The following is a 24,395-nucleotide window of genomic DNA, read 5'->3' as shown; positions in this document are numbered from 1 at the left end:
ACCCCTTCGGCCTCCTCCACCCACGAGATCGAGTATAAACACGAAATATCCGCGTGAAAAGCGCCCATTCAAACAAAAAAGCATTTTTTCGATTCCTTCGGCGCTGGACAGTTCAAGCCATTGCCGATAAAACAACGGCGATGATGAAGAAAAACACGGATCGTACACTCATGCTGAACTCGACTTCTTCTCCCCGTTCCTACGAGACGATCGTGATCGGCGGCGGCGTCACCGGCTGCGGCCTGGCGCGCGATTTGGCGCAGCGCGGCATCGGCGTTTTGCTGCTCGAACAACAGGATCTGGCCCACGGCGCGACGGGCCGCTGTCACGGCCTGCTGCACAGCGGCGTCCGCTACGCCGTCAACGACCCGGTCGCGGCCCGCGAGTGCATCGAGGAAAACCGCATCGTCCAGCGCATCGCGCCCCATTGCACCGAACCGACCGGCGGGTTGTCGATCGAATTACCGGGCGACGACCCGGCCTATTACGACGACCTGCGGCGCGGCTGCGAGGCGGCCGGCATCGAATGCGCGCCGCTGGCGGTCGCCGATGCCCTGGCGCTCGAACCTTTTCTGAATCCGCGCCTGACCCGCGTGCTCGGCGTCCCCGACGCCAGCGTCGACCCGTTCTTCCTCTCGCAGGAAAACGCGCGGGCGGCCCAGCGCGACGGCGCGGTGGTGCGGACCCACTGCCGGGTGACCGGCTTTCTGGAAAACGGCCGCCGGATCGTCGGCGTGCGCTACGCCGACGACGCGGGCGAGCACGAGGCGCGGGCGGCGGTGACGGTGCTGGCGGCGGGCGGCTGGACCATGGCGCTGGCGGCCCTGGCGGGTGTCGAGGTGCGCCTGACGCTGTCCAAGGGCAGCCTGATCATCACCAACCGCCGGTTCTGCGACCGCGTCATCAACCGCTGCCGCAAGCCGGCCGACGGCGATCTGCTGATTCCCAACGGCCCGACGAGCATCATCGGCACCACGAGCATCGGCGTGCCGTCGGCGGACGGGTTACGCATCGAGGAGCGCGAGCTCGCCCTGATGTTCCGTGAAGGCGAGGACATGGTGCCCGGCTTTACCGACGCCCGGGCGCTGCGCGTCTATGCGGGCGTCCGGCCGCTCTATCAGGAAACCAGCGCCGGCGGCGACGGCCGCGCCATCAGCCGGGGCTTCTTCGTGCTCGACCACGCCAAACGCGACGACCGGCCCGGCCTGGTGAGCATCGTCGGCGGCAAACTGACGACCTATCGCCTGATGGCCGAAAAGACCGCCGACCGCGTCGCAGCGATCCTGGGCGTCGACCGCGAATGCCGCACGGCGACCACGCCGCTGCGCCCCGGCGCGACGGATTTTTACCGCCGTTACGAGCGGCTGGCGCGCGTCGAGGGCCTGCCGCCGGGCGAGATGATCTGCGAATGCGAGATGGTCCAGCGTTCGACGATCGAAGCGATCCTGCCGGAACTGGCCGGCCGGCCCGATCTGGCCGACATCCAGCATCGCACCCGGTTGGGCATGGGCCCGTGTCAGGGCGGGATGTGCGCCTTCCGCGGCCTGGCCGTTTTGCAGGAAGCCGGACTGGTGGCTCCCGGTCAGGCGGTTCCGGTGCTCAAGCGTTTTCTCGAGCAGCGCTTCGCGGGGATCGCGCCCATTTTGTGGGGCGACCAATTGCGCGAGGAAGCGCTCAACTACGCCCTCTACGCCACGCTGATGGGTTTGGATCGCGAGGTGTCGTCATGAGCCGGCGCGTGGCGGTCATCGGCGGCGGCCTGGCCGGATTGACGGCGGCGTTGGCGGCGGCGCGGGCCGGCGCGAACGTGACGCTGATCGTCGGCGGCCAGGGGGTGCATCACCTGTTCAGCGGCTGCCTGGACGTGCTGGCGTATCCGGCCGGCGCGGCGGAACCGGTCGAAAACCCGTTGGCGGCGGTGGCGAAACTGGCGGCCGAAAATCCGCGGCACCCGTACGCGCTGGTCGGTGTGGATCGCCTCCGGCGCGCGCTGGCGTTCTTCCGGCAGGAACTGGCCGCGGCGGGCGTGGAACTGCTCGGGGACGGCGAGACGCAGCGCCGGGTCGTCACCGCGTTCGGCACGCTGCGGCCGACGGCGCTGGTTCCGGCGACGATGGCGGCCGCGCCGAAGCGCATCGCGGCGGTGTGCAATCTGAGCGGCTTCGGCAATTTTTCGGCGGCGCTGACGGCGGGCGAGCTCGGGCGGCGCCTGGGCCGCGCGGTGGCGGCGCTCGATTTCGCGGGCCCGGCGGCTCGGCGCGACGCGATCGGCCTGAGCCACGCCCTGGCGCGGCCGGACTACGCGGTGGCGCTGGGCGACTTTTTGCGCGAGCGGGCGCCCGGCCAAACCGTGTTGATTCCCGCGGTGCTCGGGCCGGAAAACACGCTGGCCGTCAAGCGCGGTATCGAGGAACGGTTCGGCGGCGAATTGTGCGAAGCGCCCGGCCAGCCGCCCAGCCTGCCCGGCCTGCGGCTGTTTACCGCCCTGCGCCGGCGGGTGCTGGACGCCGGGGTGCGGGTCGCGCAGGCGGCGCGGGTCGTCGGCCCGGTTGTCGAAAATGGCCGCCTGACGGGCCTGCGAGTCAAAACCGGCCCGTTCGAGCAGATCGAAACGGCCGACGCCTTCGTCCTGGCGACCGGCCACCTGGTGTCCGGCGGGTTGGTCGGCGATCGCGAAGGTTTGCGCGAGCCGGTATTCGCCCTGCCGGTGGTCGGCGCGAGCGGCCGGCCTTACTTCGACGCCGCGTTCCTCTCGCCGGGCGGCCATCCGGCACTGGCGACCGGCGTAGCCACGGACGAACGGCTGCGGCCCCTATCCGGCGAGCGGCCCCTTTTCGACAACCTGTTTGCCGGCGGCGACATTCTGGCGGGCTTCGATCCCTACCGCGAGCGGTCCGGCGGCGGCGTGGCGGTGGCGACCGGCGACCTGGCCGGCCGTTACGCGGCGGGAGATGTGTCATGAGCCGGCAACCGTTGATCGAACCCCTGCGGCCCGACGGCCTCTACGAACCGTGCATCAAGTGCACCATCTGCGTGGCGGCCTGCCCGGTCGTCCAGGTGACCGACGCCTTTCCGGGGCCCAAGCAGGCCGGGCCGGACGCGCAGCGCTTCCGCGGCCGCGGCGAGCCCGTCGAAGGGTCGTGGATCAACCTGTGCACCGGCTGTTACCGCTGTCAGGTGGCCTGCCCGGCCGACGTGCCGATCGCCGAAATCAACCAATACGCCAAGCAGCGCTACGCGGCGGCGCGGGGCCGCGACCTGACCACGACCTTGATGACCCATTCCTACCTGTTCCTGCCGCTGGGCGTGGCCTTTCGGCCGCTCGCCAATTGGGCGCTGCGCTTGCGGATCGTCCGCTGGTTCATGGAAAAGCTGCTGGGCATCGATCGCCGCGCGCCGCTGCCGTCGTTCGCCCGCCGGCGGTTCACCCGCCTGGTGCGCGGGCGTAAGCCGGAAACCGGGCGGCATCGGGTGGCCTACTTTTACGGCTGTTTCACCGACAGCAACGATCCCGACGTCGGACTGGCGGTGCTCAAGGTGCTGGCCGCCGCCGGCGTCGCCGTCGAAATCCCGCGGCAGAACTGCTGCGGCGCGGCGCTGCTGGGCGCGGGCGATCTGGCCGCCGCGCAAAAGCTGGCCCGGACCAACGTCGAGTCGTTGCGGGCGGCGCTCGCCGCCGGTTGCGAGGCGATCGTGGTGGGCTCGCCGAGCTGCGCCCTGGCCCTGTCGCACGAAATGAGCGAGATGCTGGGGCTGGATTGCCGCGACGTGTCGGCGAAGGTGGTCGATCTGTTCTCGTACCTGCGGCGGCTGGACGACGCCGGCGAGTTGTCGCTGCCGCTCAAGCCGCTGCCGCGCCGGACCGCCTATCACGAGGCCTGCCACCTGACCGCCCTGGGCGGCGGCGCCAACGCCGTGCGGGTGCTGGGCAAGATTCCCGAGTTTTCGGTGCGGGTGCTGGACGCCGGCTGTTGCGGCCTGGCGGGAACGTACGGTTTCAAGCAGAAGACCGGCGGTCTGGCCCGCGAAATCGGCCGCGGCGTGGCCGAGCGGGTCGCCGAGTGGAAGCCCGAACTCGTGCTTTCCGAATGCGAGGGCTGCCGGATGCAAATCACCGCCCTGACCGGCGTCGCGGCCCGCCATCCGGTGGAAATCCTGGCCGAGGCGCTGGCCTGACCCGCCGGATTCGGCTACCATTTCCGGCGAATCACCGGGGGAGTCGCGTGAAAGTTCCGGCTGGCGCCAAAATGTTGTTGCGGATTCTGGCGGTGTTGCTGCTGGCCGCCGGGGCCGGCTATGGCTACGACCGGCTGCTCGATTTGGAACTGGCCGGCTATCGCGGCATCCGGGCCAACGATCTGGAGCACATCGGCCAGCGCGACGCGCGCCGGCGCCTGATCGCCGGCTTTCCCGCCACCCGCGAGCGCTTGCTCCAGGCCGAATTCGGCGACCTGCCCGAGGCGGTTTCCATCCGCACCGAACTGCAATTGATCCACATCGCGCAGAAATGGCTGGCGTTGATGCTCGGGCTGATGGGCATTGGTGCGTTTTCCTACCTGATCTTCGGGCGGCGCAAAGCCGCCTGGCGGCGCGGATTGCTCGTCGTGGCCGTGCTTCTCGGCGGCACCCAGGCCTTGCCGCTGCTGATTTTGCCCGACGACGCCGTGCGCCTGGTGCGCCAGTACGGCGTGCCGCTGCTCGCCGTCTGCGCCCTGGTGCTGCTCGCCGAGGCGATCTGGTACCGCCTGGCGAACCGGCAAAAGGCGAAACCGCCGGCGGCCGGCGACTCGCTTCCCGATCCACCGACGGCGTGAGTTTTTCCGACAAAACGCGTAAAATGACGTTCGGACAATCACCCTAAAAAGCAGGAAGGGACCGACTCATGCGACCGTTTCAACCGTCGGTGCGGGAGATTCCCGGCCTGTCGGACATCCGCCCCATCGGCAGCGGCGGGATGGCCGAGGTGTACTGGGCGCGGCAGGCGCGGCCGAAGCGGCCCGTGGCGGTGAAGGTGCTCAACGAAGCGGCCTGCCAGGGCCCGGGCTGCGATTACGCCGAGCGGTTCGAGCGCGAATGCCGCACCGCGCTGTCGCTCCAACATCCGAACCTGGTGGCAGCCTACAAGACGGGCCAGATCCATGGCCGACCTTACCTGATCATGGAATACGTCGACGGCCTCTCCGCCGACCAGAAGGTGCACCTCGACGGCCCGCTGCCGGTGGACGAGGCGCTGGCCGTTTTTTCCCAGATCGCCGACGCGTTGCGGTACATGCACGAGCAAGGCTACGTCCACCGCGACATCAAGCCGTCGAACATTCTGCTGACGAGCGACGGCCGGGCCAAGCTGAGCGATTTCGGCCTGGCCAAGACCCATCACGATCCGACGATCACCCTGGCCGGCGGCGTGCTGGGCACCCCGCACTATCTGGCGCCCGAACAGATCGACGGTCGCGGCCAGGTGGACCGGCGGGCCGACATCTACAGCCTCGGCCTGACGCTGTATTTTCTGCTCGTCGGCGAACCGCCATTCAAGGGCAACAGCATCCCCGTCGTGCTGACCCGGCAACTGACCGACCGGGTGAAATTTCCCGCTCATTGGACCGGCGAAACGCAAAAGCGGCTGGCCCGGCTGATCGAGCGCATGGCGGCGAAGGACCCGGCGGCGCGCTACCAGGATCTGGCCGAAACGCAGGCCGATCTGGACTGGGTGCGCGGCGAAAAACCGTCGCCGCTGCAAACGGCTGTTTTCCGGGCGCGCGCCAACAACAAGGTTCGCCGCGGCCGCGCGCTGAAAAAAAGTTTTCCCGCTTTGCAGTTGCCCGAGGATCGCCGGCGGATTCTGCACCTGAAGGCCGGGCGGGTGCTGTTTTACGAGGACGACGTGGCCGACGCCGTCTACTGGCTGATCGACGGCCGCGTCGAGGTTTTGCGCGGCGGCCGCCGGCTGGCGGTGATCGCCGAGCCGCGCAAGGTGTTGGGCGAAATGGCCATCATCAAGGGCACGCTGCGTTCCGCTACGCTGCGGGCGATCACGGCTTGCGAGGTTCTGCGGATCGGCGCCGACGAGTTGACGATCTTCCTGACGAAAAATCCCGACCTGATGCAGGCGATTCTGACCGACATCTCCGAACGCATCGAACTGACCAGTTCGCGCTTGTTGCGGGCCGAGAACGTTTGCCAATCCGTGCGGCAGAATCTGCTGCTGGTCGCCGAGCGGCTCGAGCAGGGCGTCGTCTCGGCGGCCGACGCCGTTTGGCTGCTGCGCGGGCTGGCGCTCGAAGACCCCGACGCGACGCAGGCGTGACCCGCGGGCTGAAGCAAGCGCGGCCGTGAACCCGCCCCCCGGAAAAAATCGGCACACCTCCCGTCTCGTTCCTCGGCTGAAAGTGTGGCACGTCGGCGAAACGGGGTATCCGCCGAGTGATTCGCGGTCGTGTTTCTAGGATTTTTCGTTTTGCAGCGGCACGACGAGCCGCCGGTAACCGTCGCGCCAGGCGGCGAAGCGTTCGGGCGACGGGTAGTGCTGAAAGAGGTTGCCGACCCGCACCGCCCGGTAGATCGCCGCTCCATATTTGCGGGCCATCGCGGTCCGCCGGAGCAGGCGGGTCACCGGCAGCAGCCACTCCGCCAGCGGCTTCTTCACCTCGTAATGGTAGAAAGTCTGTTGCAGGTCGCGGGCGGTGACCAGCCCGATTTCGACGGCGGTGTTCAGTTCGGCCTCGTTCAGCGTGAGCAGCGAAAAGCCCATCGCCTGCAGGAAGGCGAACTTGGCTCCTTGTTCGCCGAAGTAGCGGCGGTTGATCTCCCACAAGGCCGCCCGGGTTCCGCCGGCCTTGACCGCGGCGGGGAGCACCTCGGCGGCGAGGCGGGCCAGCACCATGCCCGAGGCGATGCCTTCGCCGTTGAACGGCTTGTTGGTCGCGGCGGCGTCGCCGAGCACCAGCAGGCCGTCATCGACCAGGGTCGCGGGGGGAAACGCGTAAGGGATCGCGCCGGCGACGACGCGGCGAATCCGGCGGGCGCCGGGGTGGTGCGCGCGGACCCAGTCGGCGTGCAGGATTTTGAGCGCTTCCATAGGCACCGGCTTGCCCATGCCGACGACCCAGTAACCGGGATAGCGGGCGGTCCAGGCGTTGGCGCCCATGTACGAATGAATGCCGTCGGGCAGCGGCGGATCGGCCTGTTCCCAGTATTCCATGTACACGCTGAAGCAACGGTCGGCGCCCGGTTCGTTCAGGTCCGGCGCGTGGCGGCGCACGGCGCGGGCCAGGCCGGTGGCGTCCACGACGACGGGGGCGCGGAATTCGCGTTCGGTCTTGCCGACGCGGGCCCGCACGCCGGCGATCCGGCCGCCCTCGCGGACGACGTCGGTCACCAGCGCGCCGTATTGGAACTCCGCGCCGGCGATGACGGCCATGGCGCGCAGATCGCGGATGAACGGCGACAGGTCCATCGCCCAGGTCTCCACGTCGTCGACTTGGAGATTGAAGCGTGGATCGGGCGCGTGGAGCGTCACGCCGGGATACGTGCAGACCACCTTTTTCGGCGGCGGCAGCGGCACGCCCGTGCGATCGAAGGCGATGCGCTCGAAGTGAAACACACCCACGTCCGAGGGGTCCTGCTTTTCGCTTCGGTTTTCCAGCACCAGCACTTCCAGGCCGCGCGCGGCGAATTGCCACGCCGCGTAAGCGCCCAACGGGCCGCCGCCCGCCACGATCACGTCCGCGCGAGAATTGGGCATGGGATCTCCCGATTGGTTGACGGTTTCGCGACAACCCTTTTAACCCGGGTCGCGGCGCGACGGAAGCCGGGCCGGCGGGCCGGTCGGCCGGTCAGTGATGGAGCGGGTTGTCCTGGAGGCGCGCGAGCAGCCGGTCGAGGGCGGCCCGGTCTTCCGGACCGACCGCCCGGACGCCCGCGACCAGGGCCGGCGTCGCCGGGTGATCGATCACCAGTAACGCCTTGGTCGCCGCTTCCTGTTCCGGCGCGGTCAGGCGGGTGAATTGTCCCACCAGCGCCTCGGCCGCGACTCGGCGGACGGTTTCGCCTTCACCGCTCGCCGCGATCGCCGGCGTATTCCAGGCCCAGGAGTTGCCGACATCGCGCAGCGCCTCGATCAACGCCGAGCGCGTCTCGCCAGGCGCGCTCGCCCGCAATTCCGCCGCCAGCAACCGGGCGACGGCCGCCCGCCGGCATTGGCCCATACCGGCCAGGATCGCCGAGCGCCGTTCGCCGCCCGCGGCGGCGAGGCGGGTTTGCAACGCGCGCACCGCGTCGTCGTCGCCGATCCGGCCCACCGCCTCGGCCGCGAACCGCGTCACGATCGGCGGTTGCGCCGGGTCAGCCAGCACGGCGTCAAACGCCGGCAGGGCTTGCGCGTCGCGGATCATCCCCGCCGCCTCCAAAACGCCGCAGCGCACGTCCAGCCATTGCTGATCGGTGAAAGCGGCGCGGTCCGGCGACGCGAAGGCGATGTATTCCACCAGCGGCCAGAGCGCCCGCGGGCCGATCGCCCGCAGTGCCGGGGTGATCAGCGCCCGCCGATGGCGCGCTTGTTCGGCGAAGCGGGGCGCGTCCTCGATCACCCGCCGCACCGCGACGAACGAATCCGGATCGGCCGCGCGGGCCTGGGCGATCCGCGCTTGCAGGGATTGCGCCGTCGCGGCCGCCAATTGCGAACCGGAGACGAGCATGCCCGCGGCGGCGTCGGCGCTCGCGCTTCCGGCGGCGACGAGCCACAACACCAGCAGTCCGATCAACCAGCGACGGCGGTTCATGGTTCCACCTCCCACCATTTCACGTCGGGGACGGCGCGTTGCGAGTTGGTGCCGCAATGCACCTCGCCCCAGAGGATGTGATACAGGTCCCAATCCTCGATCCAGGCGACGCCGATGCCCCAATCGGCCAGCGCGGCCTCGAATTGCTCTTTAAAGATATCGACGCCGTCGATCACCGGGCCGTGCGTTTCGGGCGCGGCGTACAGATCGTCGGCGAGGTAAAGCGAGTTGACCGTGCCCGGGTTGTAGGCCAGCGACTTGCCCAGGACGCGCTCGTGCAGGTAGGGAATCCAGACGAGTTGCTCGTCGGCGACGCCGATCTCGTCGCGCAAGGTTTGCAGTTGGCCCTGCACCTCGACGGCGGATACGGCGCTTTCGCTCATCACCTCGGTATCGGCCAACACCTCGTCGATCGTCCGTTCGGCGGACAGGCCGTACATCGTCTTCATGCCGGCGAAGAGCGGCGTATCGCCGTGCCCGGCCGCGCTTTCGTCCTCGAGCATCTGCCTGGCCATGGCCGCATCGTTGATCAGCAGAATCCAACCGCGCTCGTTGTCGGCCTTGGCGAAGGAGAGCGTTTCGTCGACGTGCCCCACGGCCAGCCACGAGGTATCCAGATGCACCGCGGGCTGCCAGCCCTGCGCCTCGACCATGCCCAGGAAGGCCGGATCGGGCGCGAAACCGTCGACGGCCCCGACCATTAAGCGGCCGAGGGGATAGGTCGCGCCGGCGTACTCGTGCGGCGGGATCGTTTCCCAGTTGCCGAAGGAATTCAGGCTGTCGGCGGACAGGTTGTGATTCGGATCGTATTCCTGGATGCCCGCGAAATCGGGGCCGCGAAACTTGGTGAACACCACCCGGCCCGCCTTGCGCAACGGATACTTCGGCAGCAGCCCCTCGAGGTTCGCCGCGCGGTAGGCCACGCGAATCACGTGCTGGGCGCCGCCGGCCGCCGGGCTGCTCATGTAACCGAATTCCATGAAGTCCTGCGTCCACTGGTCGATCGCGTTGATGTCGAGTTGTTCGGCCATGTCGTCCAGCGGCACGCCGATCTCATCGACCGCCGGTTGCAGGTCGGCGAAGAAGTCCAGCGATGCCTGCTGGCTCGGGATCCGCAGCGCGTAAACGCTTTCCTCGGGCAACAGGTGATGGAAGGTCATGATCGGCGCGACCCGCAGGCGCACCGTATCGGCGCCGACTTCCTTCCCGCCGGACCGGACGCGCAGGGTCAGGTCGACGAAACCGTCCCAGACGTCCGGATCGCGCACGATGTCCAGGCCTTCCAACGCCAGGATGAGGCCCGCGCGCAGGTCGGCGGCGACGAATTGCGTATCGCCGAACGCGACCGCCCGCCAGCTCTGGCCGTCCTGGACGAAGAGGCGCACGACCGCGGCCGGATCGGCGGCGAGCGTGGCGACGGCGTCGTCCGGCGCGTCCGGCCAGGCGGCCACGCGCAGCGGGGCCAGATCGAGCAGGTCGTCCTCGCCGTTGACGACCTCGTCGGTCGCGTCGTTGCAGGCGGCCAGCTCGGCGTCGCTCAACGCGGCCTGGGTCGGGCAGCGCCGCGTGTCGTCGTCGAGGTTGGCCAGAAAGATCGCGCCGTGCGCGGCGTCCCACGTATCCTCGTTCTCGTCCTCGGCCGGATCGTCCAAATCCACCGTTCCGTCGCGGTTCACGTCCGCCCGCAGATCGACGATCGGCGCGGCATCGTCGTCGTCGCCCGCGTCGTCGTCGGCATCGTCGTCCGCCCCGCCACTGGCGTCGTCGTCATCGTCGTCGCCGCCGCAGGCGGCGCACAAGAAACACAAAACGAGGAGGAAGCCGATGGTTCGCGGCCCGAGGAACTTCGTTTTCATGCGCTTCTCCTGATACCGGGTGGAATGAGGTTCATTCTAGAAAAGGTCGCGGCAAAAGAGAAGGAGCGGGGGCCGGCTCAATCCACGCCGAGCGGGTAGCAGGCGTGGCGCAAGAGTTGCATCCACGGATCGCCGCGCCGGTAAATCAGGTGCAGCACGTCGCTTTCGTCCAAGCCAATGGCCAGCACCTCCAAATCGGCGGCGAGCGGCGTCCCGGTCCAGGTGCCGCCGCGGTTCGTGGCGAGGATCGCCGCGCCGCTGTCGGCCGTTTCGGCGTAAACGACGAAAGCGTGGTCGGCGTCGTCGAGCAGGAAGGCTTCGAGGTTTTCGGCGCCGCTGGCGGTGGGAATGATTTCCTCGTCCCAGCCGCCGGCCGTTTCGGTCAACAGCCACAGATCGTCGGCATCCGCGTAGACGAGACGCAGCCGGTCGTCGTGGCCCAAGAGCAGCCGGATTTGCGGCGTGCCGCCGAATAGAACCGCGGGCAGCGTCCCGGCGGTCCAGCCGGTTTCGTCGCCGTCATAGAGCAGCAGATCGGACGAATCGGAACAGATCGCGGCCGCGCGCAGGCGATCTCCGCTGTCGGCGAACAAAAAGCTTCGTTGGATCGCGTCGTATTGGCAGGGCAGCTCGGCCACGATTTCCTCGCAGGGCTCGTCGCCCTTGATCGTGTAATGCCGCAGCGAGGGCGGATCGACGAACTGCGTGTCGATGTTCTGGGCGATGATGTGCGCCGCGCCGGACGAATCCAGCGCCATGGCGACCCCGGACGCATTGGACGATTCGCAGGACGACGTTCCGCCGTAGGAGCCGGCTTCGTAATCCAGTTCGAGGGACGTCCCCAGGCCGGATGAATATCTGAGCGCGCCCGTGGAATTGCAATAATAAGGATCGTACAAAATTCGATAGGCCACCTGGGTTTTTTGTTGGTAAGCCGTTTGGAACCGGTCGTCCGCTCCCCAGGCGAAATCGTAGGAATCGCCCGTCTCCAGATATTCCCAGCGGTAGTAGTGGTATTCGTTGTCGTAGTCGCAGTAATCCGTCGCGCCGATCTGGTAGATGGTCCAGAAACCGTAATCCTTCAATGCATAAAAGATGCCTTCGCTCGTGCAATCGTCTCCCATCCGGCTGCGGCTGTACGCCAACCGCAATCTCCCGCCGGAATCGAAAAACAATTCGGCGCCGGTAAATCCGAAATTGAATTGATCGCTGACCAATTCGTCGCAGGTGAAGGCGCTGTCATTATCGTTATCGTTATCGTTGTCGTCATTATCATCGTCATCGTCGTCATCGTCGTCGTTATCATCGTCGTCGTTATCATCGTCATCGTCATCGTCGTCGTCATCATCGTTGTCATCATCATCGTCGTTATCATCGTCATCGTCATCGTCATCATCATCGGCAATATTGTCGTTATCGTCGTTGTTGTCATTATCGTCGTCACTTGTCTGATCGTCGTCGGACGAGTCATCATCATTCGAGTTTTGGTCGCAGGACAAGCCGCAGAAAAAAAGACAGGAAAGGAAGAAAACCATTGCCCACGGGGAGTTCATCTTCATCGAAGACTCCTGTGCGCCGACGAGAAATAATACAATATTTTTTATTATTGTACAATCCAAAGATGTTTCATGGACTTATGGGATTGTGTCGCCGAAAAACACCGGCGCGAACGACCGCCGTCGCTTCAAATGCTTGTCGCGTTGTCGGTTCGCCGGCGTTTGCCTCTCAGGGCAGGAACGAATCCAGCAACAACAGAATCGTGCGGATCGTGTTGCGCAGCGAGGTCGGGTTCGCGTCGCGATAGGCGGCGCCGAAGTCGATGACCAGCGCGTCCAGATCGGGAATCAGGGCCGGCAGCCCGAACGCCGTGAGCACGTCGTTCAGATACGCCAGCCGGAACGGTTGCGACTCCGCGGGGTTGTTGTCGTAGTCGGTGTAATCGAGGAAGCTGTCGGCCAGATGGCCGGCCAGTTGCGCGATCGCCAAGGCTTGGACGTTTTCCTCGTCGGTCAGCACGCCGTTGGGCGGCGCGATCAGCCCTTCGCCCTCGTCCCATTGCTGATTGCCGTTCTGGTCGTCGTAGCCCAACACCTCGTTGCTCTGATCGCCCTCCTCGGCCAGGATCAGCTTAAGGGTTTCTTCGGTATGGCGGAAGCCGAGGCCGGTCTTCAACCCCGCCGCCTTGAACGGCGCGGCGTCGTCCTTGAGGGTGAAGAAGTCGGGATACAGCGGGTTGTTGAACAGCCGCAGCAGGTCGTCGACCAGGACGCCCAGCAAATCCTCGATCGGCATGCCGAAATCGAGGTTGACCACCTCGAAAATCAGGCCGATGTCGAAATCGAGATTCAGCGCGGTGAGGTGCGCCGCGAGGCCCGGCAACATGCCCGCGAAGCCCTCGGCGGCCACGGCGTCGGGCAGGTCGTAATCGCCCGCCGCGTCGGCGACCTGGGAGAAATTGAGGATGATCGGCAGGGTATCGACCGGATACACGACGTCCGGCTCGTTTTCGCGCAGCCATTCCGCCTGCTCGATGGCCTCGTCGGAGGCCTCGAACAGCAGCCCGTCGAGGATGCGGCTGAGCACTTCGTCGAGGAAGCCCTGGCCGGTTTGGGGCCAATCGTCTTTGGCGGGCGGTTGATACCCTTCGATGAACGACTCGATGTACGAGACGGCAACGGAGATCGTGTCGAACTGGGTCAGGGTGTCGGCCAGCAGCAGGCCGTAGCGGCAGTTCACCGCGCCGTCGTCGAGGTCCAGGCCGGCGCGGAATTTTTGCGCGGCGAGGCCGCCGGCGGCCGCCTGCAGCAAATCCTTGCCCTCGGTGCAGTAGGGTTCCGCGGGCGACGGCGTGGTGTCGTCGTCGTCGTTGTCGTCGTTGTCGTCGTCATCGTCGTCGGGCGAGGCGTCGTCGTTGTCGTCGTCGCCGGGCGAGGTATCGTCGTCATCGACGGGATTGTTGTCGTCGTTGTCGTCGTCATCGTCGCCGCAGTCGCAACCCGCCAGGGTCAACCCCAGGCAAAGCGCGAACAACAGCACCAGCATTTTTTTCCATTCGGCCGACCCAGACATGGCAACCTCGATGCGGGTTAGAAGAAAACTATAAAAGCCGGCGCGTCCGGCCGCAATGGCGGCCGCCAAGGCGCGCTAAACCGTATCCGGCGAGGTGTCGTTGTCGTCGTTGTCGTCGTTATCGTCGTCGTCATCATCGTCGTCGTCGCCGGGCGTGGTATCGTTGTCGTCGTTGTCGTCGTCGTCGTCATCGTCGTCATCGGTCGACGATTCGTTGGCGGCCGTCTGCGCGGTCACCAGCCACCCCGTGTCGTCGTCCTTGATGCTCAGATCCCAGGTGTAGTCGGTGGAAACCGTGGCGGTGCCGCCTTCGAGATCGGTGTAGAAATTGCTCAGGCGGAACGCGAGGCGCGCGGTTTCCCAGTCCATGTTTTTCAGCGTGTAATCGTAGTAATTGACCTGGGCGGATTGCAGGCCGGCGAACAACTCGGCGAGCCTGGCGCGGTAATCGTCGAGCGTCAGGGTTTCGCCGTCGGCCTCGACGATCGTCGCCTGCGGAGCGTACACGACGAGAATGCCGTCGACGCTCCGCGACCGCCAGGCGTTGACCCATAGGCTGAACATCGTGCCGAGCTGATCGTTGAGCACGATCTGGTCCTCGCCGTTCTGGTAGACGATCCGCCAGTTCTTGGAATACGAATACGACATCTGCAGCTTGACCCAGGTTTTTTCGGCGAACACCGCGCCGCTTTTGTCGACGGTCAGCAGCCAGTGCCGGAACTTGGCGGTGGCGGAATTGCTGCTGGTCAGCAGGACCTCGCGGCCGGTTTCCTTGGTGTCGAGCGTATCCAGCGCGGCGAACAGGTTTTCGAGGTAGGCGCGGAAATCGGTCGGCGAAAACGAGCCGCGGCCGGGAAGAATGATGGTGGCGCCTTCGCCGTACAACTCGAGCAGCGCGTCGACGTCGCGAGCGGTCCAACCCGCCAGGTAGCGGTCGACCATTTGCTCGGCCAACGCCAGTTTTTCGACGTCGTTTTTGGGGGTGCTGTCTTCGACGCTGCAGGACGGCAGCAGGAGATACAGGCCGGCGAACAAGGCTGTCAGCAGGGAAAAAATCAGCGGGATGCGGATATTGCGCATGGCCGAGTCCTCGATTAAGACACAATTTTACCTATTATATAACACGAGAGGGACGAACGACTAAAGCCCCCTGGGGGGACCGGGAGAAAAAACCGGACGGACACGGCCGGAACGGCGGCCTACCAGTCGGTCTTTTCCTTGATGCGGGCCGCTTTGCCGCGCAGTTCGCGCAGGTAATACAGCTTGGCGCGGCGGACGTCGCCCTTGCGGATGACCTTCAGGCTGTCGAGCGCCGGGCTGCACAGCGGAATGAGGCGCTCCACGCCGATGCCGTAGCTCACCTTGCGGACGGTGAAGCTGGAACGGGCCGCGGCGTTGCGCTTGGCGATGACGACGCCCTCGAAAGGCTGCAAACGCTCTTTGTCGCCTTCCTTGATGCGAAGGCTGACGCGAACGGTGTCGCCGATGGCGAATTCGGGAATCTCTGCCTTTTTCTGGCCTTTTTCGAATGACGTAATGACGTCCATGATTTCACTCCTGACCATTCATCGATCAAAAAGAGGGCGTAAATATCCTTGAAACCGGCCGGTTTGTCAAGCGTGTTTTTTACCGCCCCGAATCGGGCTGAAAACCGGGTTTGAAAAAGGTGAACTGAGAGCCCGAACCGGATCGGACAAGAATGGAAAGCGTTGAAAAAAGGAAGAGAATCAAGTTGGGTTGTTTTGGAATATTACTCTTTTCCTCATCCAATAATTTATGCTATTTGTCCTCTCGCAACTTGGAAGACCTCATTCATGGGTGAAACGATGACCTCTCTAACCGCGAAAATTACCTGCTTGATGATTGGCGTTCGAAAGACGTTTTTGATGGGGGTTAATTTTAAAGGGGGGTTTTCACCACGGTCGAAATCGTTCAATCCTCTGACAGCATAGCCGGCGACGATTTCCGGACTGGGAAACATGCGACCAACGATCCTGCGGGGACCGTCTTGAAAGCGAAAGACGATCCCAACGCGACGGGGATTAATCTTTCGATTGATCCACAACATCTTGGCGAGGCGTTTCATTGGGTTGTCGCATGTTCCTATCTTTACGGCATGATCACTCGGCTTGATTACGACAAGGTGCTGGTCGATATTTTTCCGGAAATGCCTGCCGATACGCCAACCTATATTTTGGATTGGTACAGAAATTCGATATATCCGGAAACATCTCCAGATAATGCGATGAAAAAACACGGCGATCCCAATCCCGGAAAACATCCGGCAGGCCAAGATGCTGATTTCGATACCTTGAACCGCACTTATGCCCACGCGAAAAAGATAAAATACCTTCGCATGTTGTCCTATATGCGAACCCAGATCGTGCCGGAATTTCTTGTTTACGGAGAGATGATACGTCCGGGAATAATTCCAAATGAACAAAACAAAGTCTATGAATACGACTTTGATTTTTTCCAATCCATGAACGGTTGGAGAAGAGAACATAGTACATATTTTTGGAAAAAGAATATGGAAGACTCAACCTATTGGTATTGGCGTGCCAGACCGCTCATTGTGTCGGCATGGAAAGACCAGTTGGATTATTCCATTGGCATAACTCCGCGTGCAATATTCATGGTTGCCAACTCATGCGATAAGGAATTGACCTTCGATTATCAAGTTGTCAGTGACTTATTTGGAAAAAGTGAGGTGAAAGTAGAACAACTGCATATGTCATTCACTAAGGAAAACACCTGGAATTCTTGGCATCCTTGGGCTGAACGCCTAATCTCCCAAAACGGTATTCTTCAGCACACCTTTAATATCACCCTAAAGGCATACGATATCCGTATCTATCGCCTTTCTGCGGTGTCGGGGAGAGAAAAATGAAAACAATTGTATATGTTGTTATTATGACTGTCATGATGCCCTTGATCCTTTCATGTGTCGAGGAAGAAAAAGCAGAAAATGATAACAACGATGATTTGAATGATGATGATTCAGAATCGGATGACGATTTAAGTGATGACGATATCTATCAGGAAATAAACGCATTTACATCAATATATCCCGAAACCAATCTAGAATTTGTTGGTATCAACTATAATTATTGGGATAGTCCGAGTTATCCATATGGTGATGGTTATTACGATATTACTATTCGCAGATACAGTCAACAGAAGTGGAATAATGAGTTTCTTTTTCAATCACCTAGAAATGATGAAGTTGAACAAATTTGGGGTTTTGATCGCAATCATATTCTGATGGTGGGCAGAAGATGGGAAGCAATTGGCACGTTTATATATCAAACATCCCATCTCATTACCTATGGCGATGGCTCATGGGTTATTGATGATAAATTTAATTATCCATTTGTCGAATGTTATGGTATCGGAGGATCATCTAGAGAAAACATCTATATTGTCGCGAATGTCGACAAGAATATCGATCCCGATATTACGGATTTGGATCATTATATCATTTATCATTATGATGGGCAAAACATCGAAGAAATCCTTGTTGGCGAAAGCGGCAAAACGCTGGAAGGAATATGGGTCGACGAATCCGGGGAAGTGTATGTTGTTGGCGACTATAAAAAGACGAGTGAATCATTTGATTTGCTTTTAGTTCATTATAATGGGACCAACTGGGGTGAATATACATATGATAATAATATATGCCATATAAACAAAATATGGGCTGCATCAAAAAATGACATCTTCCTTGGCGGATATCAACATACTGTATCTAATATATTACCCATTTATTACCCTTGTGCTTATCACTATAATGATCAAAATCTTGAGACAATATCAATGCCCGACGAAATTGGTGAGTCATATTTCGTTAACAATATTATGGGAGTGGACAGAAATTATGTTTTTTTCTCCTTTTCAAGTCCCGGTGACGGTAAAAAAGTATATTTATATAATGGAGAGAATTTTATTAATATTGATTTACCGACGCAAAAGAACAGCTTTCGCTTAGAAGACATGTGGGTCTCTCTTGGCGGGAATGTTTATGTTGTTGGTCCATACGAAGGCGTCATGCATTACAACGGCGAAAAATGGAAACAGATCCCCGGGCCGAGGCTATGGAAAATCTATGGTTTTGCCGATCAGGGCACCGCGGGCGACATGATCGGGGAGGAGGAGTAGGCGACCAATTCAGCTCGCTTGCGGCTTCATCATCCAACCGCCGTCGGTTTTCTTCCAGGTTTGCACTTCGTGGATGCGGTGGCGCCAGATGAAGTAGATCTTGCCCCAGATGGTCACTTCGACCTTGGCCAGGACGCCGTTGGGCTCGATGACGATCTTGCCGACCTGGAATTTTTGCACGTATTCGCGCTCGAACCGCTTTTCGCGGAACATACTGGCGTAAATCGCAATGAAATCGCTGCGTTCCTGCTCGTTTTCGAAATACCCGGCGATCCGGTCCTTGGTGATGTAGGTCGTCAGCTTGGCCTTTTCGAGGCTTTGCCACAGGCCCTCGGCGCGGGCGCGCAACGCCGTGCTGTCGTCGACGGTCTCGTTTTCCGGCAACCCCGGCTCGTTGAGCTGATCGAGGCGCAGATTGGTCGTGGTGACGGTGCACGAGGCGCAGAGCAGCAAAAACACACACAAAAACAGGTACGGCAAGGCGCGTTTCATTTTCGCTTGGCCTTTCCCTTGGAGTGAGGCGCGCGTTTCGGCGTTTGGTCCGGAACCGGCGCCGGTGCGACCGAAACCCCCAACCGCCGGTCGCGGCGGCTTTTCCAAATCCAGAGCGGGACGACCGCCAGGGTCATCACCAGACTGACGAGCTGGCTTTCCGACAGGTAAAAACCGTAAATTCCGCTGGAAATCTCGTGAATGGTGCCGCTCCAGAGCAGGAAACCCCGGAGCCCGCCGATCGCCGGCGTCTGCCCCGCCGCGGCGGCGAAGGTGAACAGGTCGGCGAAGCCGCGCGGGTCGTCGCGCCAGAATTCGAGGGTGAAGCGGAGGGCGGAATACAGCACGATGAACACCAGCAACAACTGGCCGCGAAAGCGGCGGTGGTATTGCAGGTAAAACCAGAGGAACAGGGCGATGGCCAGGCAGCCGGCCGCCTCGAGGAGCTGGGTGGGGTAGAGCGGCACGCCGGCCACGCCGATCGTTTCGGGCGGGAAGACGATGGCCAGCGGGTAATCGGCCGGGCAGGCCTTGCCGTAGCAGCAACCGACCAGGGTGCAGCCGATGCGGCCGAACATCAGGCCCAGCGCGATCGAGGGCGTGATGATGTCGGCCATCTGCCAGAAGTCGATTTTTTTCAGGCGGCAGAACAGCACGCTGGCCGTCACCGCGCCGATGAACCCGCCGTAATAAACCAGCCCGCCTTCCCAGATCTTGAACGCCGAGAGCAGCCGGGGCGGCTGCAGTTCGCTCCAGAACACCAGCACGTGAAACAGCCGCGAACCGATCACCGCCGCGACGATGATCCAGAACGACAGGTCGGTGACGTGGTCCTGCGTTTCGCCGACGCGGCGCGCCGCGCGGCCGGCGAGGTAGATGCCGACCAGAAACGCCAGGGCCAGCATGAAGCCGTAGGAGTGAACCTTGAGCGGCCCCAGTTGGAGGATCATCGGATGCAAAGTTCAAGCCCCTTGCGATTTCCGGAGCTGCAGCTCCGAACGAATGAGATTCAGGGCGAAAAGGCACACGCCGCTGAAAATCGCGATGTCCGCCACGTTGAAGACCGGCCAGGAAAGGTCGTTGAAGTGAAGGCGGAAAAAGTCGATGACGAAGCCGTGGCGCAGCCGGTCCAGCAGGTTGCCCAGGGCGCCGCCCATGATCAGCGAAAACGCCGCGGCCAGCCGCAACTCGCCGCGCTCCAGCTTGGCGAAGAAGTACAGAATGAAGCCGATGGCCGCCAGGTTGACGATCAGAAAGAAAGTCACCGGGTTGTCCCGGAACAGGCTGAAGGCCGAACCCGTGTTGTGGACGTGGTACAGGTCGAAAATGCCGGGAATGATCGCCCGGCCGGCGTGTTTGGGAAGCTGAAAGATGACCAGCATCTTCGTCAGTTGATCCAGCACCAGGCTGACCGTCAGGCCCAAAATCAGCACGCCGTATTTCTCTTTCAGCCAGCGCATGCCGTGCCTTTCACCTATCTGCCCGGCGATTTTCGCAGGCGGATCTCCGTCCGGATGATGTCCAGGGCGAAAATCCCCACGCCGATCACGATGGCGATGTCCGCCACGTTGAAGGTCGGCCAGGAATAATCGTTGACGTAAAAGCGCAGAAAATCGACGACGAAGCCGTGGCGCAGCCGGTCCAGCAGATTGCCCAGGGCGCCGCCCATGATCAGCGACAGCGCCGCCGCCAGCAGCAGGTTGCCCCGGTCCAGTTTGACGAAGTAGTAAATGATGAACCCGATGGCCAGCAGGTTGACGATCAGAAAGAAGAGAATCGGGTTGCCGCGGAACAGGCCGAACGCCGCGCCCTGATTGTGCGCGTGATAAAGGTCGAAAAAGCCGGGGATGATCGCCGTGCTCCCGTCCTTGGGAAAATGGAAAATCACCAGCGCCTTGGTCAGTTGATCCAGCAGCAGGCTCGCCACCGTGCCGACCGCCAAGACCCCGTATTTCTCCTTCAACCAGTGCATGCGTCGCCTTATCAGCCGCGGGCGGTCAGTACCGCCGCGCAACGGGAACAGACTTCCGGGTGATCGCGGCCCACGGATTCGTCGCGATTCCAGCAACGAGGACACTTGGGCGCCCAGGTCGGTTCAACCTTCACCTGGACCCCGCCGAGCGTTTCGCCGGTCGCGTCGGCCGCGCCGGGCAGCGTCTCGACCAGATGGACGGCCGCGGTCTGGAAAATCCGGTCGAGCCGGTCGCCGTAGCCGGCCAGGAGGTCCCGCGCGGCGGCCGGGGCGGCGATGGTCAGCTCGCCCTCGAGGCTGGCGCGCACCAGGCCCTTGTCGCGGGCGACCTCGACGGCCTTGGTGACCACGGCGCGGACCTCGAGCAGTTGCCGCCAGCGTTCCAGCAGATCCCGGTCGAGGCGGGCGGGTTGCGCGGGCGCGAACCGCGCCAGGTGGACGCTTTCGCCCTCGCGGCCGGGGAGGAATTGCCAGGCCTCGTCGGCGGTGAACGAGAAGATCGGCGCCATGACGCGCAGCATCTCGTCGGTCAACAGCCGGATCGTCGTCTGCGCGCTGCGGCGGCGCGGCGCGTCGGCCCGATCGGCGTACAGCGTGTCCTTGCTGACGTCGAGGTAGAAGCTCGACAGTTCCACCGAGCAGAAATTGAGCAGTTGGTGGTAGACGAGGTGGAAATCGTAGTCGTCGTAGGCCTTGTACAGGCGTTGCTTGACGCCTTCCCACACGGCGAGGATGTAGCGGTCGAGGTCTTCGAGCCGGTCCTCGGGCACCGCGTGCGCCGCCGGGTCGAAATCGCCCAGGCAGCCGAGCAGGAAGCGGATCGTGTTGCGCACCTTGCGGTAGCCGTCGACCAGGCCGGCGACGATCTGGTCGCTGATGCGGATGTCGTCGCGGTAATCGCTGCTGGCCGACCACAGGCGCAGGATTTCCGCGCCGTACCGGTTGATGATCTCGTCGGGGGCGATGGTGTTGCCCAGGCTCTTGGACATCTTGCGGCCTTCGCCGTCGACGACGAAGCCGTGGGTCAGCACGGTTTTGTAGGGCGCCCGGCCGCGCGTGCCGACGGCCGCCAGCAGGGTGCTGTGGAACCAGCCGCGGTGCTGGTCGCTGCCCTCGAGGTACAGATCGACCGGCGCGCCGAGCTGCGGATCGGTTTCGCACACGGCGGCGTAGGAGACGCCCGAGTCGAACCAGACGTCGAGAATGTCGCGCTCCTTCTTGAATTCCGCGGCGGCGCACTTCCGGCAGGTGAAGCCGGGCGGCAGCAGGTCCTTCACGTCGCGGTCGAACCAGGCGTCGGCGGTTTCCTGTTCGAAAATGTCGGCCACGCGGTCGATCAATTCCCGCGAGAAGTGCAGTTCGCCGCATTTCGCGCAGGTGAAGGCCACGATCGGCACGCCCCAACTGCGCTGGCGGCTGATGCACCAGTCGGGCCGGTTTTCGACCATGCCGTGGATGCGGTCGTGGCCCCAGGCGGGGATCCAGCGGGTGGCGTCGATTTCGGCCAGCGCCTTGCCGCGCAGATCGCCCTCGGCCATCGAGATGAACCATTGTTCGGTCGAGCGGAAGATGATCGGCTGCTTGCAGCGCCAGCAGTAGGGATACTGGTGCGTTTCGTCGTGTTCGCCCAGCAGGAAGCCCTTTTCCTTCAGCGCTTTGTTGATGTCCGCGTTGGCGTCGAAGACGAAGCGGCCTTCCCACTCGGGAACCTCGGCGGTGAACTTGCCGTGATCGTCGACCGGCGCGTAGGCGGGCAGACCGTATTGCAGGCTGATCTCGTAGTCTTCCTGGCCGTGGCCCGGCGCGATGTGGACGATGCCGGTGCCGGAATCCAGCGTGACGAAATCCGCCAGCAGGATCAGGCTGTCGCGGTAGCCCAGCGGGTGCCGGGCGCGGCGGCGTTCGAGCGGCGGCGCCTTGAACGTGGCCAGGATCTTCAGCGGTTTGCCGAAGGTTTCCATGCAGATCGCCGCCAGCCGTTCGGCCATGATCAGGGCCTCGCCGCCGCCGGCGTCGACCAGCACGTAGTCGAACTCGGGGTGGAAGGCAAGGGCCAGGTTGGCCGGGATCGTCCAGGGAGTGGTCGTCCAGATCGCCACGCTGACCTGGTAGCCCTGCGCGGCGGGGATGACGTCGGTGACGTCGTCGACCAGGGGGAATTTCACGTAAATGCTCGGCGTGTGGTGCTCGTCGTATTCCACCTCGGCCTCGGCCAGGGCGGTGACGCACTGCGCGCACCAGTAGACCGGCTTGCGGCTTTTGTAGACGCTGCCGGCCGCCGCGAACTTGCCCAGCTCGCGCAGGGTGATCGACTCGTACCGCGGGTCCATCGTGATGTACGGCTTGGCCCACTGGCCCAGCACGCCCAGGCGCTTGAACTCGGCGCGTTGCACATCGATGTACTTCTCGGCGTATTGGCGGCAGCGGCGGCGGAAATCGCCTTCCTCGCCGGTCTTGGGCTTGGTCTCTTTCAGTTCCTTGAGCATCGCGCTTTCGATCGGCAGGCCGTGGCAGTCCCACCCCGGCACGTAGGGCGCCAGGAAGTCCTCCATGCTCTTGGATTTGACGATGATGTCCTTCAGAATTTTATTCATGGCCGTGCCAAGGTGGATGTGCCCGTTGGCGTACGGCGGACCGTCGTGCAGCACGAATTTGGGCCGGCCGGCCCGCGCGGCCTGCAATTTGGCGTAAATGTCCGACCGGTCCCAGGCGGCCAACATCTCGGGCTCGCGTTGCGCCAGGTTGGCCTTCATCGGAAAGCCGGTGGACGGCAAATACAGCGTTTCCTTATAGTTCACTTTCTCTCCACTCATGATAACGCCTTTCCTTTCTTGCGCGGCGCGAGAATGGAATTTCAGAGAATAGCCAAAAGCAGCCGGTAGTCAACCGGCGATCGGAAAGCGGGTCGGAAGCGATCCAGTGAACGGAATCGTCGGGCAGCGATTTTTCGCCGAAAGCAGCGGTACTTACCCCTTGTACTTGGCCTTCACGTCGCCGAAGAGCAGGGCGTCCTCGATCCAGGCGCCGCGGGGCGTCAGGCCGTTGCGGACGCCGGCCAGTTTGGCCTGGCCGGATTTGATTTCGTAAACGTCCGGGTCGAGGGTGACGATCACCAGCAGATCGCCGCCCACTTCCTTCAACCAGGCGCGATCTTTCTCGCTCATCTGGCCGTCGGCGGGCACGAAAACATCGACGACCGTCGCGGTTTTCTTGACGTTTTTCCCGTTGATCTTGAGCGAGCGATCCCACGGCATCGTGTTCAGGGTCATTTTCAGGCCCGGTTTGACGGCGCCGTAGGCCTGGGCGCGGAAGTTGTACAGGATGTTGACGAAATCGTCGTAGTACACGCCCTCTTTGATCTTGCGGTTGACGGGCCCCTTGTCGCGTTTGCCGTCCTTCACGCGCGTGTACGTCCATTTGCGGCGCAGGTAATCGAACTCGTGCCGGCTTTCCGTCGTGCCCGAGGTGCGGATCGTCTTACGGTAAAACGTCTTGGTGACGAACCGTTCGCCCGCCTTGGTTTTGATGGGGTGCATCACCGAGGTCATGACGACCTTTTGGAAAGGCGTCATCGCGCCGACCAGGCCGCTGATGGTGCCCTCGACCGAGGCGGTGTACTCGTTGTTGTCGGTCTGCTTGAAGGTGATCAATCCCGACGCGGTCTTGGCGCCGGCGAAGGTGATGTCGAACGCCAGCTTTTCGTTGAGGAAGGGTTTTTGGATCGACGTGTTGAAGCGGACGGCCTTGGCCAGGCCGGTCGGCTCGGTCGCATCGGGCGCGGTGGCCGTTTCCTCGGCCTGGGCGTTGCGCCAGTCGATTTTCAGCAGCGAGCCCAAGCCGGGTTCGCCCAGCAGCCACAGGCCGGCGAGGGCCGCGAGGCCGCCCTGGAGAAAGCCGCGGCGATCCCGGGCCACTTCGTCCCGACAACACTCGTTTTTTATCTGATCGGTTTTCAAACCAATGACTCCTTGTAGGCGGATCGGTCCGGAGGTGACGATAGAACGGCAATTTGGAGCTTGTCAATCAAAACAAACGAGGAGCTTTCGCCGAGACGCTGTTAATTGGACAACC

Annotated in this window: 20 protein-coding genes; 7 read left to right on the top strand and 13 right to left on the bottom strand. The window is 62.8% G+C overall.

Features of this window, described 5'->3' with window-relative positions:
• The first annotated feature begins 170 nt into the window (after positions 1–170).
• The 5 genes from GX444_15655 (at position 171) to GX444_15635 (ending at position 6,304) form a co-directional block, all read left to right on the top strand.
• Positions 171–1,730 carry an FAD-dependent oxidoreductase gene (locus tag GX444_15655; GenBank protein ID NLH50015.1) on the top strand — a complete coding sequence of 520 codons (1,560 nt, stop codon included), beginning with the start codon at positions 171–173 and terminating at the stop codon, positions 1,728–1,730.
• Positions 1,727–2,962, top strand: a complete 1,236-nt coding sequence (gene glpB, locus GX444_15650) for an anaerobic glycerol-3-phosphate dehydrogenase subunit B (protein NLH50014.1) — start codon at positions 1,727–1,729, stop codon at positions 2,960–2,962. Before GX444_15655 ends, glpB begins: the two co-directional genes overlap by 4 nt.
• Positions 2,959–4,176 carry an anaerobic glycerol-3-phosphate dehydrogenase subunit C gene (locus GX444_15645; protein ID NLH50013.1) on the top strand — a complete coding sequence of 406 codons (1,218 nt, stop codon included), beginning with the start codon at positions 2,959–2,961 and terminating at the stop codon, positions 4,174–4,176. The genes glpB and GX444_15645 overlap by 4 nt, the downstream gene beginning before the upstream one ends.
• A gap of 47 nt (positions 4,177–4,223) precedes the next feature.
• The gene (locus tag GX444_15640; GenBank protein NLH50012.1) at positions 4,224–4,814 is read left to right on the top strand and encodes a hypothetical protein; all 591 of its coding nucleotides are present in this window, start codon (positions 4,224–4,226) and stop codon (positions 4,812–4,814) included.
• Positions 4,815–4,882: 68 nt separating this feature from the next.
• Positions 4,883–6,304, top strand: coding sequence for a protein kinase (locus GX444_15635; protein ID NLH50011.1), 1,422 nt, complete (start codon positions 4,883–4,885; stop codon positions 6,302–6,304).
• A 135-nt stretch (positions 6,305–6,439) separates the two neighbouring features.
• Here GX444_15635 and GX444_15630 read toward each other — a convergent pair whose 3' ends face one another.
• The 7 genes from GX444_15630 to rplS all read right to left on the bottom strand — a co-directional run bounded on the left by GX444_15630 (position 6,440) and on the right by rplS (position 15,249).
• Positions 6,440–7,741, bottom strand: a complete 1,302-nt coding sequence (locus tag GX444_15630) for an NAD(P)/FAD-dependent oxidoreductase (protein ID NLH50010.1) — start codon at positions 7,739–7,741, stop codon at positions 6,440–6,442.
• A 91-nt stretch (positions 7,742–7,832) separates the two neighbouring features.
• A complete protein-coding gene (locus GX444_15625; protein NLH50009.1) occupies positions 7,833–8,777 on the bottom strand; it encodes a hypothetical protein in 945 nt (314 codons plus the stop codon).
• Positions 8,774–10,633 carry a protein-arginine deiminase gene (locus GX444_15620; protein NLH50008.1) on the bottom strand — a complete coding sequence of 620 codons (1,860 nt, stop codon included), beginning with the start codon at positions 10,631–10,633 and terminating at the stop codon, positions 8,774–8,776. Before GX444_15620 ends, GX444_15625 begins: the two co-directional genes overlap by 4 nt.
• 77 nt (positions 10,634–10,710) lie before the next feature.
• The gene (locus GX444_15615) at positions 10,711–12,192 is read right to left on the bottom strand and encodes a hypothetical protein (protein ID NLH50007.1); all 1,482 of its coding nucleotides are present in this window, start codon (positions 12,190–12,192) and stop codon (positions 10,711–10,713) included.
• A gap of 166 nt (positions 12,193–12,358) precedes the next feature.
• The gene (locus GX444_15610) at positions 12,359–13,702 is read right to left on the bottom strand and encodes a hypothetical protein (GenBank protein ID NLH50006.1); all 1,344 of its coding nucleotides are present in this window, start codon (positions 13,700–13,702) and stop codon (positions 12,359–12,361) included.
• Between the two features lie 75 nt (positions 13,703–13,777).
• The gene (locus GX444_15605; protein NLH50005.1) at positions 13,778–14,782 is read right to left on the bottom strand and encodes a nuclear transport factor 2 family protein; all 1,005 of its coding nucleotides are present in this window, start codon (positions 14,780–14,782) and stop codon (positions 13,778–13,780) included.
• A 119-nt stretch (positions 14,783–14,901) separates the two neighbouring features.
• On the bottom strand, positions 14,902–15,249 hold the full coding sequence (gene rplS, locus GX444_15600; GenBank protein NLH50004.1) for a 50S ribosomal protein L19: 348 nt from the start codon (positions 15,247–15,249) through the stop codon (positions 14,902–14,904).
• Positions 15,250–15,710: 461 nt separating this feature from the next.
• On the opposite strand from rplS, the gene GX444_15595 reads away from it, so the two are divergent.
• Both GX444_15595 and GX444_15590 read left to right on the top strand, forming a co-directional pair.
• Complete coding sequence (locus tag GX444_15595) at positions 15,711–16,592, top strand: hypothetical protein (GenBank protein NLH50003.1); 882 nt, start codon at positions 15,711–15,713, stop codon at positions 16,590–16,592.
• Positions 16,589–17,860, top strand: coding sequence for a hypothetical protein (locus GX444_15590; protein NLH50002.1), 1,272 nt, complete (start codon positions 16,589–16,591; stop codon positions 17,858–17,860). Before GX444_15595 ends, GX444_15590 begins: the two co-directional genes overlap by 4 nt.
• Before the next feature lie 9 nt (positions 17,861–17,869).
• On the opposite strand, the gene GX444_15585 is transcribed toward GX444_15590, so the two are convergent.
• The 6 genes from GX444_15585 to GX444_15560 form a co-directional block, all read right to left on the bottom strand.
• A complete protein-coding gene (locus GX444_15585) occupies positions 17,870–18,352 on the bottom strand; it encodes a hypothetical protein (protein ID NLH50001.1) in 483 nt (160 codons plus the stop codon).
• Positions 18,349–19,311 (bottom strand): prolipoprotein diacylglyceryl transferase, encoded by a 963-nt coding sequence (gene lgt, locus GX444_15580; protein ID NLH50000.1) that lies wholly within the window; start codon positions 19,309–19,311, stop codon positions 18,349–18,351. The genes GX444_15585 and lgt overlap by 4 nt, the downstream gene beginning before the upstream one ends.
• 3 nt (positions 19,312–19,314) lie before the next feature.
• Positions 19,315–19,812, bottom strand: coding sequence for a signal peptidase II (gene lspA, locus GX444_15575; GenBank protein ID NLH49999.1), 498 nt, complete (start codon positions 19,810–19,812; stop codon positions 19,315–19,317).
• 14 nt (positions 19,813–19,826) lie between these two features.
• Complete coding sequence (lspA, locus tag GX444_15570; GenBank protein NLH49998.1) at positions 19,827–20,324, bottom strand: signal peptidase II; 498 nt, start codon at positions 20,322–20,324, stop codon at positions 19,827–19,829.
• Positions 20,325–20,335: 11 nt separating this feature from the next.
• Positions 20,336–23,122, bottom strand: a complete 2,787-nt coding sequence (gene ileS, locus GX444_15565) for an isoleucine--tRNA ligase (GenBank protein ID NLH49997.1) — start codon at positions 23,120–23,122, stop codon at positions 20,336–20,338.
• Positions 23,123–23,290: 168 nt separating this feature from the next.
• Positions 23,291–24,280: a DUF3108 domain-containing protein gene (locus GX444_15560; protein NLH49996.1), complete on the bottom strand. Its 990-nt coding sequence runs from the start codon at positions 24,278–24,280 to the stop codon at positions 23,291–23,293.
• Positions 24,281–24,395: the final 115 nt, after the last annotated feature.

The sequence above is a fragment of the Myxococcales bacterium genome, from assembly GCA_012517325.1.
GTDB lineage: Bacteria > Lernaellota > Lernaellaia > Lernaellales > Lernaellaceae > JAAYVF01.
Note: the sequence above shows the minus strand (reverse complement) of the source record. Positions and strands in the feature narration are given on the sequence as shown.